A 12,332-nucleotide genomic window follows, 5' to 3' on the forward strand; every position below is an offset into this window, starting at 1 on the left:
AGGGGGCGCGCGTCGTCGGCCTGGGCGGTGAGGAAGAGGTCGCCGATCGCCCGTTCCAGGGTGGGGCGGTCGGCATCGATGAGTGTCTGGACCTCGAATGCGCCGATCCCGGGGTCGCGCAGGAGCGCGTCCAGGCGAGTGCAGTCGACCTCGGGTGAGCGGAGCGCGTGTAGTTCCGGGTGGTCGTACGTTCCCGTTCCGATGAGCAGGGCCCCACGGTTTCCGCTGCCGAACGACTGGGTGGCAATGTGCGTCAGGTCTGCTCGGTGGAACGGTCTTCGAGCCGGCGCTCGGCTGGGACCTCGCGGTGAGCGAGGAACGCGTCGATCAGTCGCTCCCGCTCGGCGGTCGAGGCGTCACTCCATTCGGTCACGCGGCCTTCCACCTCCACCTTGATGCCTCGCACCGGTCGGTTCTTCAGCCAGGTGTCGGCGACGAGGAGAACGTGACGCAGGGCAAGGGATGTTGCCGTGACGACTACGGACCCGGCTGCGATCAGCTCGCCGCTCTTGGCTCCGTTCGAGTTCTGGTCGACGGTCCACCTGCCGCACCCGGTGCGGGAACGGATGTCCGGGCGGCAACCGGACAGTGTCCGGTGGGGTTTCGCCATTGCCTACCGACCGGCTGCACCCGGAGGGCGTCGTCGGCTGCACTGGTCCGGGGCGTCGGATCGGCGCGCGGGGCGTGCGGGCAGGAGTGAGTTGCGCGTGATGACGATCGACGTTATCGGTCAGCTGGTGCGTGGCATCTCGCAGGCCGGATCGTGAGCGCGCGAGCCCGCGCGGGCGGTCGTCGGCCCCGGACGCGGACCCGCTCCCGCCGTCGGCCCGCCCGGACCACCTCCCGACGCGGCATGCCCACCCGCCGCCCGAGGGGCGGTGTCGGCTGGGAGCGGGCCGGATTGGGCCTGCTGCTCCTCGTGGCGGTGTGGACGGTCGTCGCCGGTGCCCTGCGGTGGCTGGCCGCGCATCCCTGGACGCTGATCGTGCTCCTGCTCACCGCCGCAACGGGCGTCGCGGCATGGGTGCACCGGAAGAGAGAGGTCGCACGGTGGAACCGGGTGCGGGACCAGGGGCTGCGGTTCGTGCTGCCGCAGATCGATGCCCTGCATCACCGGCAGTTCGAGGAGGCCGTACGGGATCTCATGCGCCGAGACGGCTGTCCCCGGACGGTGAGGGTCGGCGGGGCCGGAGACGACGGCGCCGACGTGAAGGCCACCGATCCCTTCGGTCGTCTGTGGGTCATCCAGTGCAAGCACCGCAGGGCCGGTCTGGCCGGCGCCGCGGTCGGGACTCCGGACCTGCATGTCCTCAACGGCACCGGGCGCCCCGTCCACCACGGTGATGTCGTGGTCCTGGTCACCAACGGCCGATTCACCAGCAAAGCCGTCGCCTTCGCCCGTTCCCAGCGTCTCCACCTGGTGGACCGCCACCTTCTCGCCCAGTGGGCCGCAGGCTCCGCGCCGCTGTGGGAACTGCTGGGTACCGTGCCCTCGCCGCGTCGTCCCGCCTTCGACTCCTCGTGGCGGCCGCCGCATGCGCCGCCCGGGCAGCCCTAGGAGCCGAAGGGCGGGCCCCGCCTTGCGCCCTTGGCGCGGGGCCGAGCGTTTCTACAGCCCCCGACGTGCCCGCCACTCCGGTGCGAGGACCGCCCACACCTGCTTGTCGTGCCGGGTGCCGGCGTACGCCCAGGTCTCGCGGTTCACGCCCTCCAGGGTCATGCCGAGGCGCTGCGCCACCGCCGCGCTGCGGGCGTTGTCGGCGCGGCAGTGCCACTCCGCTCGGTGTGCGCCGCGCTCGATGAGGGCCCAGTCCAGGAGGATCTCGCAGGCCGGGGTGATCAGGCCCTTGCCCTCCGCGGCCGGCTCCAGCCAGCAGCCGACCTCGCACAGTTCCGTCGCGGTCGAGAAGTCCGTGAACATCACGCCGCCGACCAGCGTGTCGTCGAGCCAGATGCCGAAGAGGCGCGCGCCGTCCGCGGCCTGGCGGTCGGCGTAACGGCGCAGGGTGGCCCGGGCGCCCTCGACGTCGGACGAGAGGAACCCCGCGCCGACCCACGGGCGGATGTGCTCGCGCGCCCGGTCCATGTGGGCGGCGAACTCCTCGGCGTGGTGGAGCTCGAGCGGGCGGAGCGTGGCGCCGTCCCGCAGCGGGAGGGAGAACATGGTGACCCCATTCACACAACAAGCGTTACGGTTATGTACCGTAGCAGCATGCCACGCACCAAGGGGGACCACGAAGCCCGCCGCCGCGACGTCTCGGAGGCCGTCTGGCGCGTCCTCGCCGCGCACGGGTTCAGCGGCCTGACCATGCGCGCCGTCGCCGCCGAGCTCGGCGCCACCACCGGCCTGCTCACCCACTACTTCCCGGCCAAGCGCGACCTCGTCGTGCACGCCCTCGACCTCCTGGACGAGCGGACCGCCGCCCGGCCCCGGCGCGCCTCCGGCCAGGGGCTGGCCGCCTTGCGGAGCGCCCTGCTCGACATCCTGCCGCTGAACCCCGAGGCCACCGCGAGCAACCGGATCTGGGTCTCCTCCTGGGACACCGCCCTCGCCGACCCGGCGCTCACCGAGGACTACGCCGGGAAGTACGGCCGCAGCCGCGTCCGCCTGGCCGAACGGGTCGCCGCGGCCCAGGACCTCGGCGAGCTGCCGCCCGGCGACCCGGGGAGCATCGCCTCGGGTGCCCAGTCCTTCGCCCTCGGCCTGGTGGTGCAGGCGCTGTTCGCGCCCGCTGAGTTCACCCCCGAGCACCAGGTCGAGCTGCTCGACGCCTACCTGGGCGCGCTCGCGGCACCCCGTGACACGACCCCGGCCGCACCCCTCCCGTAAGGGGGGGAAGGGGCGCGGCCGGGGTTGTCTCACCGGGGTGCTCGTCGTGCCGCCGTCAGCGGCCGCCCGGTGAGGTCGTGAAGGCCGTCGCCAACACCTTCGCCGCCACGATCGGGTGGAACGGCACCGCCGGTGACGCGGTCATGTTCACGACCCGCACGAAACGCGACCACACGGCCGCGTCCCGCACCGCCACCCGGAACAGCCGGCTGTTGTACCAGTGCGCGAACCGGGCGCCGTCGAGCGCCCGGCCCGAGGCGCGCCGCCGGGCGAGCATCCGGCCCAGCAGCTCGGCCTCCATCGCGGCCACGGTGAGCCCCTGCCCGTACACCCGGTTGAAGACGCAGACCGCGTCGCCCACCGCGAGCAGCCGGTCGGGCCAGCCCTTGACCAGGGGGTACGGCCGCCAGCGGTTGTCGACGTTGGTGTAGCGGTACGTGGGCTCCTGGAGGCTCCGCCGCGCGAGCTGCTCCGCCAGATGCGGGTTGTACCCGGCGTCGTCGGTCGGCGGCTGCTGCTGGAAGCCGAACAGCGAGCACGTCCACCGGCCGCCCAGGGAGCCCAGCCACTTCTCCAGCGCACTGGATCGGCCCGAGGCGTCGACCACCAGATCGGCGGCCAGCTCGCCGGTCTCGCCCGCGCCCTGGGTGTCACCCTGGCGGTACGACACCCCGCTCACCCGGCCGCGCCCGTCGCGCAGAAGCCCCGTGCACGAGGTGCCCGACATCAGCGTCACCTGCGGCCGGATCCCGTTAGAGCAGGACGACCTCGTCGAAGAAGTCCGCCAGGACCCGTGCGGTCACCAGCCCCGCGCAACTCCCGCCGACGACCGCCGCCCTGCCCCACCGCTGATGCTCCGTCATGCGCTCCAGCATGGTCAGGGAGCACCACCCCTCTCAACGGCACGCGCCCCGAGGAGCCCAGCGCACGGGAGACGCCCCCTTACGTCCGGAACGCCGTACGCGTGCGCCCGCGAAGTCCGGGTAGGCGCAACCCGAACAGGCACCAGCAGGCGAACGTCCCGCGAGCAACAGGAGGTTGTCCCCGTGCGCACCGAGGTGGCCAAGGTGACGACGACGTACGTGGGGAGCGAGGTGAGTGAGCTGCCCCTGTTGGAGACCCCCCGCGAGGTCGCTCCCCAGGACGCCCGTGCCCTGTCGAAGCTGTTCCTGCGGGAACTGGCCGTGCGGGAGGAGGGCACGGAGGGGTACCAGTACGCCCGCAACACCCTGATCGAGATGAACACCTCGCTGGTCCGGTACGCCGCCAGGCGGTTCAGGGCCCGGGGTGACGAGATGGAGGACATCGTCCAGGTCGGCACCATCGGTCTGATCAAGGCGATCGACCGTTTCGACCTGGCGCGCGAGGTGGAGTTCGCGACCTTCGCCGTGCCGTACATCGTGGGCGAGATCAAGCGCTTCTTCCGCGACACCACCTGGGCGGTGCACGTCCCGCGCCGGCTCCAGGAGGCGCGGGTCGAACTCGCCAAGGCGAACGAGGAACTCGGCTCGCGGCTCGGCCGGTCACCACGCGTCTCGGAGCTCGCGGAGGCGATGGAGCTGTCGGAGGACGAGGTGATCGAGGCGCAGATCGCCTCGAACGGCTACCACTCCGCCTCCCTCGACGCCGTGATCGACGGTGACGACACGGACGCTGACGCCTCCCTCGCCGACTTCCTCGGCGAGGAGGACCCGGCGCTGGAACTCTTCGAGGACTTCCACACGCTCGCCCCGCTCATGGAGCTCCTCGACGAGCGCGAACGGCTCCTGCTGCACCTCCGGTTCGTGGAGGAGCTGACCCAGGCCGAGATAGGCAAGAGGATCGGCGTCTCCCAGATGCACGTCTCCAGGCTGCTGGCCCGCTCCCTGGAGCGTCTGCGCGCGGGCATGCTCGTCGGCACCTCCGGCGACGAGGCCTGAGCAGGCAGGCCGGGACCCGACGGGCCGCCCGGGGACGCGGACGCTCCTCAGGGGCCCGCGGCGCGCGCCCCTGAGAGCGGGCCCGGGCCCCTGGGAAGCGTCATCGCACGGTACGGAGGAACGCCCGGGTCCGTTCGTGCCCGGGCGCGTCGAGCAGTTCGTCGGCCCGGCCCGACTCCACGATCCGGCCGCGGTCGAACATCAGGATCCGGTCCGACACGTCCCGCGCGAAGCCCATCTCGTGCGTCACGCACAGCAGGGTGATGTCGCTGCCGTGCGCGATGTCCCGCAGCACGTCGAGGACTTCCGCCACCAGCTCGGGGTCGAGCGCCGACGTCACCTCGTCGAGGAGCAGGATCCCGGGCCGCATCGCGAGCGCGCGGGCGATCGCCACCCGCTGCTGCTGACCGCCGGAGAGACGGGTGGGCCGGGCGCCGGCCCGGTCGCCGAGACCGACCGTTTCCAGCAGGTCCCGGGCCCGCGCCTCCGCCTCGTCCCTGCTCTCGCCCAGCACGTGCACGGGTGCTTCGACGATGTTCTCCAGCACGGTCATGTGGGGGAAGAGGTTGAACTGCTGGAAGACCATGCCGATGCCCCGCCGCCGCGCCGTCAGCCGGCGCTCGCTCGCGGGCACCAGCCGGCCGTCCGGCCCGCCCGGCATGTGGGAGTAGGGCTCGCCGTCCACGTGGATGACCCCGTCGGTCACCCGCTCCAGCGTCATGAGCAGCCGCAGGATCGTCGTCTTGCCCGACCCGCTCGGCCCGATCAGCGTCACGCGCTCGCCGCGCCCGACCGTCAGGTCGAGCCCGTCGAGCACGGTGTGCTCCCCGTACCGTTTCGTCACCCGGTCGAACCGGACCGCCTCGGGGACGGATGTCTCAGCGGGCAAGGCGTGCCTCCAGTCGGCGTACCAGCAGGGACGTGGGCCAGCTCGCGAGCAGGAACACCGCGGCGGCCAGGGTGAGGCTCTCCAGATAGGCGAAGTGGGTGCTGCCGAACGTGTTCGCCTCGTGCACCATCTCGTGCACCGTGATCACCGACAGCAGGGGCGTCTCCTTGAACATGGAGACGGCGTAGTTGCCCAGGGGCGGCAGCACCTTGCGCACCGCCTGCGGCAGCACGACCGCACGCCACACCCGCCGGCGCGGCAGCGAGAGCGCCGTGCACGCCTCCCACTGGCTCCTCGGTACGGCGTCGATGCCCGTCCGGTACACCTCGGAGAGATACGTCGCGTAGTGGACGCCCAGGACCAGGACGCCCAGCGCGAGCGCGTCCAGGGCGGGCACCAGCACCCACGCGGCGAACAGCTGTACCAGGAGCGGTGTCGAGCGGACGAACGCGGCCGCCCCGCTGACCGGCAGTGCCAGCCACCGGGGGCCGGCGCGCTGGACCAGGGCGAGGACCAGCCCGAGCGCCGCTGCCACGGCGAAGCCGAGCGCGGTCGCGGCCAGCGTCACGCCGAAGCCCTTCAGCACGGCGGGCAGTGCGGCCCACGCCGCTTCCCCGTCCCACATCACGCACCCCCGCCCTGCCCGAGCCGGGCCTTCGCGGCCCGCTCCAGCGCGTTCATCAGCAGGCTCAGGACCATGGCCAGAGCCCCGTACACCACGAGGAGCAGTACGTACGCCGCCGCCGTGTCGCCCGTCGCCGACCGCAACTGGTCGATCTCGAAAGTGAGGTCCGGCACCGTGACCAGCGAGAGCAGCGGCGTCGCCTTGAGGAGCTGGACGAGCAGGTTCTTGAACGGGGCGACCATCAGGGCGTGCGCCTGCGGCAGGACCACCCGGCGCAGCCGGAGCCCCGGCCCCATGCCGAGCGCGACGGCCGCCTCGCTCTGCGCACGGGGCACCGCCGCGACCGCCCCGCGCACCACCTCGGCGCCGTACGCCCCGTAGTTGAGCCCGAGCGCGAGGACGGCGCAGGCCAGCGGCTCCAGGCGGAAGCCGAGGATGGGCAGCGCGAAGAACAGCCAGAACAGCTGTACGTACAGCGAGGTGCCGCGGAAGAACTCGACGACGAACCGCGCTCCGCCGCGTACCGGCCACCGGGCGGAGCGCGACAGCAGCCCGAGCGCGTAGGCGAGCACGAGGGCGAGTGCCGCTCCCAGCACCGTCGCCTCCACGGTGACGAGGAGCCCCTCGCCGAGCCGGGGCAACGCCTGCCGGACCTCCGGGAGGAAGTCCGTGGCGAAGCGCTCGGGGAAGTCCGCGGCCAGGGGTCCGCCCGAGCCGGTGGCGAGCCGGATCGGGAACCCGCTCATGCCGGCCACCCGCTCAGGCCGCGCACAGGTCGGCGGTGCGCAGGGAACGCGGCGGGACCTCGCGCGCGGTGAAGCCGTAGCGGCCGATGAGCTCCACATAGCGGGCCGGGGCACCGGTGATCTTCGCGAGCTCGCGGTCGAAGGCGTCCCGCAGCCCGTCCGCCCCTGGCCGGAACACGGCGCCGCCCGCGCTGAACTGCCGTACGCCGTCGATCTCCGGGAAGAACGGGGCAGCCACCTCCACGGCGGCGCTCCGGTTGGTCCGCGCGAGCCAGCGCAGCGAGATGCCCGTGAGCGCGAAGGCGTCGATCCGGTCCGCGAGCAGCGCGTCCAGACCGTCCTGCTGCTTGGCCAGGGTCTTCACCGCCCCGTCGGGCACGCCCGCGGCCTTGGCGTACGAGGCCTCCACCGCGGCGGTGAGCACACCCACCGTGGCGCCCTTCGCCTTGCAGGACGCGAAGTCGGTCAGGCCCTTGGGGTTGCCCTTGCGGACCATCAGCGCGGTGGGGGAGACGAACTCCGGCTCCGAGAAGATCACCTTGGCGCAGCGCTCGGGTGTGATCGACATGCCCGCGCTGACCACGTCGAACCGGTCGGCGAGCAGCCCGGGTATCAGGGTGCCGAACTCCGTGAGCGTCGGCCGCAGTTCCGGCACGCCCAGCGCCTTGAAGATCTCCCGGTGCAGCGTCGGGGCCTCACCGGTGAGCTCGTCGCCGTCCCGGAACCCGTACGGGGCCTCGCCGGCGAAGCCCACCCGGACGAAGCCGCGTTCGCGGAGCCGGGCCAGGAGCCCGCCGTCGTCCTTCGGCGCTCCCGTCCCGGCCTGGGTGCGGCTGCAGCCCGTCACGGCGAGGCCGGACGCCACGGAGAGTGCGGCGCCGAGCCGCACGGATCTGGTCAGAAAGCCGCGGCGGTCGAACGGAGCGGGACTGGGCATGACCGTCCTCTTCTTCGGTGGAGGGGGGAGGTTGGCGAGGGCGCGGGGTGTCAGCCGACGGGGGTGAGCTCCCGCGCGGCGATGAAGGAGGGCCGCCGGACCGGAGCGGCGAACGGGGCCTCCGGCGCGTTCTCGACGCTGTTGAACACCAGGAACACGTTGCTGCGCGGATACGGGGTGATGTTGTCGCCCGAGCCGTGCAGCGCGTTGCAGTCGAACCAGGTCGCCGATCCCGCCGGGCCCGTGAAGTGACGGATGCCGCAGGCGTCGGCGAAGGTGGTGAGGGATTCGTGGGACGGCGTCCCGGCGTCCTGCATCCGCAGCGACTGCTTGTAGTTGTCGCGTGGCGTCTCGCCCGCGCAGCCGAGGAAGGTCCGGTGCGAACCCGGCATGATCATCAGGCTGCCGTTGGTGGTGTGGTTCGGGGTGAGCGCGATCGAGACCGAGACGGTCCGCATGCGCGGCAGGCCGTCCTCGGCGTGCCAGGTCTCGAAGTCGGAGTGCCAGTAGAAGCCGCTGGCGCCGAAGCCGGGCTTGACGTTGACCCGCGACTGGTGGACGTACACGTCGGAGCCGAGGATCTGGCGGGCGCGCCCCACGACCCGCGGGTCGGCGGCCAGCCGGGCGAAGACCGGACTCGTCTTGTGCACCTCGAACACGGAGCGGATCTCCTGTGAGCGGGGTTCGACGACGGCCCGCTCGTCCTGCCGCACCTCCGGGTCGGCCAGGATCCGGTCCAGCTCGGAGCGGAGCTCCACGACCTCGTCCGGGGCGACGAGTTCGTCGACCGTGGCGAAGCCGTCGCGCTCGAAGTCCTCCAGCTCGCGCGCCCAGAAGGGACCGGGGGTGCCGGGGGAGGACCAGACGACGGGGTCCTTGCGGCCGATCAGCACCTCCTTGGGGCCGCGGGTGGGGTAGAGGTCGACGGGACGGGTGGGTGCGGAGGTCATGAGGGCGGGTGCCTTCCTTTCCCTGCTCGTGTACGGGGGTGTGGGCTCCGGACGGGCTCAGTCCTGGCCGGGCTCGGTGAGGAGCGGGTAGACGCCGTTCTCGTCGTGGTCCTCGCGGCCGGTGACCGGCGGGTTGAAGACGCAGAGGCAGCGGAAGTCCTGCTTGACCTTGAGGGAGTGCCGCTCGTGGCCGTCGAGCAGGTACATGGTTCCGGGCAGGATGGTGTACGTGCGGCCCGTCTCGTGGTCGGTGAGCTCGGCCTCGCCGGCGGTGCAGACCACGGCCTCGACGTGGTTCGCGTACCACATGGAGGTCTCGGTCCCCGCGTACAGCACGGTCTCGTGGAGGGAGAAGCCGACGCGCTCGCGGGCGAGGACGATGCGCCGGCTCTCCCAGGTGCCGGACGCGGCCCTCACGTGCCGTTCGGTGCCGTCGAGCTCGTCGAAGGTACGGACGATCATCGGTCGCCTTTCGCTGGGGGAAGGGGGAAGGGGGAGTGGCCGGAGGGGTCAGGCGGAGCGGCGGTCGGCGGTGTGCCGCACGGAGCGGGCCAGGATGCCGAGGCCCTCGTCGAGCTCGTCGTCGGTCGCGGTCAGCGGAGGCAGCAGCTTGACCACCTCGCCGCGCGGACCCGAGGTCTCCAGGAGCAGCCCCAGCTCGAAGGCCCGCCGGCACACGGCCTCGGCACGCGCCCCGTCGGTGAACTCGAGCCCCCACACGAGGCCGCGACCCCGTGCGGAGAGCGCCGTCCGCCCGTCGTCCCCGCACAGGTCGAGCAGGGCGCGCTCGACGCGACCGGCCCGGCCCAGCGTGCGCTCGCGCAGCCCGGTGTCGCCCCAGTACGCGTCGAGGGCGGCGGTGGCGGTCACGAAGGCGGGGTTGTTGCCGCGGAACGTGCCGTTGTGCTCGCCCGGCTGCCACAGGTCCAGCTCGTCGCGGAAGAGGCAGAGCGCCATGGGCAGGCCGTAGCCGCTGATGGACTTGGAGAGGGTGACGATGTCGGGGGTGATGCCCGCCTCCTCGAAGGAGAAGAAGTCGCCGGTGCGGCCGCAGCCCATCTGGATGTCGTCCACGATCAGCAGCATGTCGCGGCGGCGGCACAGATCGGCCAGCTTGCGCAGCCACTCGGCCCGCGCGACGTTGATCCCGCCCTCGCCCTGCACCGTCTCGACGATCACCGCCGCCGGGTGGTCGAGGCCGGAGCCGGGGTCCTCCAGGAGCCGCTCGAACCAGAGGAAGTCCGGCATCCGGCCGCCGAGGTAGTGGTCGAACGGCATCTGGGTGGCGTGGTTCAGGGGCACGCCCGCCCCGGCGCGCTTGGCGGCGTTGCCGGTGAGCGCGAGCGAGCCGAGGGACATCCCGTGGAAGGCGTTGGTGAACGACACGACCCCTTCGCGTCCGGTGACCTTCCGGGCCAGCTTCAGGGCGGCCTCCACGGCGTTCGTGCCCGTGGGCCCCGGGAACATCACCTTGTAGGGGAGTGCGCGCGGTTCCAGGACCGTCGTGCGGAACGCCTCCAGGAAGGCGCGTTTGGCGGTCGTCGACATGTCCAGGGAGTGGGTGACTCCGTCCGCGGCGAGGTAGTCGAGGAGCGCCCGCTTGAGGACCGGGTTGTTGTGGCCGTAGTTCAGCGAGCCGGCCCCGGCGAAGAAGTCCAGGAAGGGCCGCCCGTGCTCGTCGTACAACCGGCTCCCCTGGGCCCGCTCGAAGACCACGGGCCAGGCGCGGCAGTAGCTGCGTACCTCGGATTCGACGGTCTCGAAGACGGACGGGGCGGCGATGTCGGTGAGGGTGGTCACGGTTCTCCCGTAGGTGGGTGGAGCGGAGTGGGTGCGGCGGCGTGTGCGCGGAGCCACGCCGTCCGAGGTCAGGGCGTCGCGGCGGGGGTGTCCCGGGCGTCAGCGCGCCGGCAGGGCGATGCGGTAGAGCACTTCGGGTTCGTGGGAGGCGTCGGCGGGGGGAAAGGCGGCGGGCGGGAACAGCACCTCTCGGGTCACGACCGCGCCGTGGCGACGCGCGTACGCACGGAAGAGCCGGTCGGAGGCCACGTTCCCCGGTGTGACGGTCGCCTCGACCAGGCTCAGCCCGTGTTCCGCCGCCACGCGGGCGGACAGGGCGTCGAGCAGTGCTCCGGCTACCCCGGATCCGCGGTGTGAATCCTCGACGGCGACCTGCCAGACGAAGAGGGTGCGCGGTGCCTCCGGCCGCAGGTATCCGGTGACGAAGCCGACCGGCCGCCCGGACGCGTCACGGGCGACGGCGGTGGTGTCGGCGAAGTCCCGGCACCACAGGAGGTAGCTGTAGGGAGAATTGAGGTCGAGTTCCCCCGTGCCGCGAGCGATGCGCCAGAGCTCGGCACCGTCCGCCACCTCGGCACGTCCGATGGTGAGGTCCTTGATCGGGGATGTCGCGTGGGCAGTGGTCATGGGCGCCGAAGCTACCGAGTTGATCAGCGAACTGCCTCGACCTGAGGGCTTGTGCGGGGTCGGCGGGCGTGATAGTTGCGCGACGGGTCCCGAAGGGGTGAATCCGCGCTGGGCGCCCCGTGAAAACCATACAAACGGCACTGAACTACCCGTTTATAACGGCTGGGTAACGGCTCCTCGGTGTCCATTCCGCCCTTGCTCAAGGTATGGGAATATCCCGCGCTTCAGGTTTGGATACGGTGGGCGGGGTGAGACGTACGGGTTCGGCGGACGAAGCCCGCCGGAGCCCTCTGCGCCTCGCCGTGACTCGGAGGGAATCGGCCGACCGGGCCATTCCGGGGCCTTTGACCCGGCCCCGGATGTGAACCTCCGCCGCCTTCGGGGTAAAACCATGACCAACACCCCTCTCATTCGAACGGACACGCGCGCGTTGAGCATGCTTCCCGGATCACGTGTCCCAGGCAGAACCTGGACCATCCGACTCACCGGCAACGCGGACCACTCCGCCACGGTCACCTGTACGACGGAGGGCTGCCGCATGCCCGCGCGGTCCAAGGACATCGCGGGCATGCGCGCCTTCGCCCGCGAGCACGCCCGCGCCCACGCCCGTCTCGCCGCCCCGCGCCCGAACGCCGCCTGCGCGTGCGGGGCGAGCGGCTGCCGCCACCACACGGCGCGTGCCACGTGCACGGGGACGACGCTGCTCGTCCTGATCCACAACCCGATCGTCGCCGAGGTCTGGACCCTCGCCGAGATCTGCCAGGCCTGCGCGCCCCACATCACGCACGCCACCGTCCTCGCGGGCGGCCGGACCGTGGCCGCCCAGCCGAGCCCCGGCGCGGCGCGGACCGCTCCCGCCACCCCCGCGGGTCCGCCGCCGGTGGCCGTCGGCTTCTCGTCGCCGGGTGCCGCCGGGGGCGAGGCCCCGACCCCGCCCGCGGGCCGGCGCCGCACCGGCCGGGGCAAGCCGCGCGGCAACCGCTCGGGCCGCGGCCCGTTCTGACGGGCG

Annotated in this window: 15 protein-coding genes; 4 read left to right on the forward strand and 11 right to left on the reverse strand. The window is 72.3% G+C overall.

The window, feature by feature from the left end; genetic code table 11:
* Positions 1-253: 253 nt before the first annotated feature.
* Positions 254-610: a hypothetical protein gene (locus OG309_RS35685; RefSeq protein ID WP_329427405.1), complete on the reverse strand. Its 357-nt coding sequence runs from the start codon at positions 608-610 to the stop codon at positions 254-256.
* A gap of 243 nt (positions 611-853) precedes the next feature.
* Here OG309_RS35685 and OG309_RS35690 point away from each other — a divergent pair, with 243 nt between their 5' ends.
* Positions 854-1,558, forward strand: a complete 705-nt coding sequence (locus OG309_RS35690) for a restriction endonuclease (protein ID WP_329427407.1) — start codon at positions 854-856, stop codon at positions 1,556-1,558.
* 51 nt (positions 1,559-1,609) lie between these two features.
* Here the strand turns inward: OG309_RS35690 and OG309_RS35695 are convergent, their stop codons facing one another.
* Positions 1,610-2,164, reverse strand: coding sequence for a GNAT family N-acetyltransferase (locus OG309_RS35695; protein ID WP_329428719.1), 555 nt, complete (start codon positions 2,162-2,164; stop codon positions 1,610-1,612).
* 48 nt (positions 2,165-2,212) lie between these two features.
* On the opposite strand from OG309_RS35695, the gene OG309_RS35700 reads away from it, so the two are divergent.
* On the forward strand, positions 2,213-2,830 hold the full coding sequence (locus tag OG309_RS35700) for a TetR/AcrR family transcriptional regulator (RefSeq protein ID WP_329427408.1): 618 nt from the start codon (positions 2,213-2,215) through the stop codon (positions 2,828-2,830).
* Positions 2,831-2,885: 55 nt separating this feature from the next.
* Here OG309_RS35700 and OG309_RS35705 read toward each other — a convergent pair whose 3' ends face one another.
* The gene (locus tag OG309_RS35705) at positions 2,886-3,557 is read right to left on the reverse strand and encodes an FAD-dependent oxidoreductase (protein WP_329427409.1); all 672 of its coding nucleotides are present in this window, start codon (positions 3,555-3,557) and stop codon (positions 2,886-2,888) included.
* A gap of 319 nt (positions 3,558-3,876) precedes the next feature.
* On the opposite strand from OG309_RS35705, the gene OG309_RS35710 reads away from it, so the two are divergent.
* A complete protein-coding gene (locus OG309_RS35710; RefSeq protein ID WP_329427410.1) occupies positions 3,877-4,749 on the forward strand; it encodes a SigB/SigF/SigG family RNA polymerase sigma factor in 873 nt (290 codons plus the stop codon).
* Between the two features lie 100 nt (positions 4,750-4,849).
* Here the strand turns inward: OG309_RS35710 and ehuA are convergent, their stop codons facing one another.
* The 8 genes from ehuA to ectA all read right to left on the reverse strand — a co-directional run bounded on the left by ehuA (position 4,850) and on the right by ectA (position 11,323).
* Entirely contained in the window at positions 4,850-5,638 is a 789-nt protein-coding gene (ehuA, locus tag OG309_RS35715; protein ID WP_329427412.1) for an ectoine/hydroxyectoine ABC transporter ATP-binding protein EhuA, read from the reverse strand.
* Entirely contained in the window at positions 5,628-6,263 is a 636-nt protein-coding gene (ehuD, locus tag OG309_RS35720) for an ectoine/hydroxyectoine ABC transporter permease subunit EhuD (protein WP_329427414.1), read from the reverse strand. Before ehuD ends, ehuA begins: the two co-directional genes overlap by 11 nt.
* Positions 6,263-7,009: an ectoine/hydroxyectoine ABC transporter permease subunit EhuC gene (ehuC, locus tag OG309_RS35725; RefSeq protein ID WP_329427415.1), complete on the reverse strand. Its 747-nt coding sequence runs from the start codon at positions 7,007-7,009 to the stop codon at positions 6,263-6,265. The genes ehuD and ehuC overlap by 1 nt, the downstream gene beginning before the upstream one ends.
* A gap of 13 nt (positions 7,010-7,022) precedes the next feature.
* Entirely contained in the window at positions 7,023-7,946 is a 924-nt protein-coding gene (ehuB, locus tag OG309_RS35730; protein ID WP_329427416.1) for an ectoine/hydroxyectoine ABC transporter substrate-binding protein EhuB, read from the reverse strand.
* 50 nt (positions 7,947-7,996) lie between these two features.
* A complete protein-coding gene (gene thpD, locus OG309_RS35735) occupies positions 7,997-8,896 on the reverse strand; it encodes an ectoine hydroxylase (protein WP_329427418.1) in 900 nt (299 codons plus the stop codon).
* Between the two features lie 57 nt (positions 8,897-8,953).
* Complete coding sequence (locus OG309_RS35740) at positions 8,954-9,358, reverse strand: ectoine synthase (protein WP_329427420.1); 405 nt, start codon at positions 9,356-9,358, stop codon at positions 8,954-8,956.
* Positions 9,359-9,406: 48 nt separating this feature from the next.
* Positions 9,407-10,696, reverse strand: a complete 1,290-nt coding sequence (gene ectB, locus OG309_RS35745; RefSeq protein ID WP_329427421.1) for a diaminobutyrate--2-oxoglutarate transaminase — start codon at positions 10,694-10,696, stop codon at positions 9,407-9,409.
* Positions 10,697-10,795: 99 nt separating this feature from the next.
* Positions 10,796-11,323, reverse strand: coding sequence for a diaminobutyrate acetyltransferase (gene ectA / locus OG309_RS35750; protein ID WP_329427423.1), 528 nt, complete (start codon positions 11,321-11,323; stop codon positions 10,796-10,798).
* A 538-nt stretch (positions 11,324-11,861) separates the two neighbouring features.
* Here ectA and OG309_RS35755 point away from each other — a divergent pair.
* Positions 11,862-12,326, forward strand: a complete 465-nt coding sequence (locus OG309_RS35755; RefSeq protein WP_329427425.1) for a hypothetical protein — start codon at positions 11,862-11,864, stop codon at positions 12,324-12,326.
* Positions 12,327-12,332 lie beyond the last annotated feature (6 nt).

Source organism: Streptomyces sp. NBC_01268, from assembly GCF_036240795.1.
In the GTDB taxonomy this organism is placed as follows: Bacteria; Actinomycetota; Actinomycetes; order Streptomycetales; family Streptomycetaceae; genus Streptomyces.

Bases quoted from the DNA above. Each gene is read 5' to 3' on its own strand.
- ectA (WP_329427423.1), bottom strand. From the start codon at position 11,323: ATGACCACTGCCCACGCGACATCCCCGATCAAGGACCTCACCATCGGA.
- OG309_RS35705 (WP_329427409.1), bottom strand. From the start codon at position 3,557: ATGTCGGGCACCTCGTGCACGGGGCTTCTGCGCGACGGGCGCGGCCGG.
- OG309_RS35755 (WP_329427425.1), top strand. From the start codon at position 11,862: ATGCCCGCGCGGTCCAAGGACATCGCGGGCATGCGCGCCTTCGCCCGC.
- OG309_RS35690 (WP_329427407.1), top strand. From the start codon at position 854: ATGCCCACCCGCCGCCCGAGGGGCGGTGTCGGCTGGGAGCGGGCCGGA.
- thpD (WP_329427418.1), bottom strand. From the start codon at position 8,896: ATGACCTCCGCACCCACCCGTCCCGTCGACCTCTACCCCACCCGCGGC.
- ehuB (WP_329427416.1), bottom strand. From the start codon at position 7,946: ATGCCCAGTCCCGCTCCGTTCGACCGCCGCGGCTTTCTGACCAGATCC.
- OG309_RS35700 (WP_329427408.1), top strand. From the start codon at position 2,213: ATGCCACGCACCAAGGGGGACCACGAAGCCCGCCGCCGCGACGTCTCG.
- ehuD (WP_329427414.1), bottom strand. From the start codon at position 6,263: ATGTGGGACGGGGAAGCGGCGTGGGCCGCACTGCCCGCCGTGCTGAAG.
- OG309_RS35695 (WP_329428719.1), bottom strand. From the start codon at position 2,164: ATGTTCTCCCTCCCGCTGCGGGACGGCGCCACGCTCCGCCCGCTCGAG.
- OG309_RS35685 (WP_329427405.1), bottom strand. From the start codon at position 610: ATGGCGAAACCCCACCGGACACTGTCCGGTTGCCGCCCGGACATCCGT.
- ehuC (WP_329427415.1), bottom strand. From the start codon at position 7,009: ATGAGCGGGTTCCCGATCCGGCTCGCCACCGGCTCGGGCGGACCCCTG.
- OG309_RS35740 (WP_329427420.1), bottom strand. From the start codon at position 9,358: ATGATCGTCCGTACCTTCGACGAGCTCGACGGCACCGAACGGCACGTG.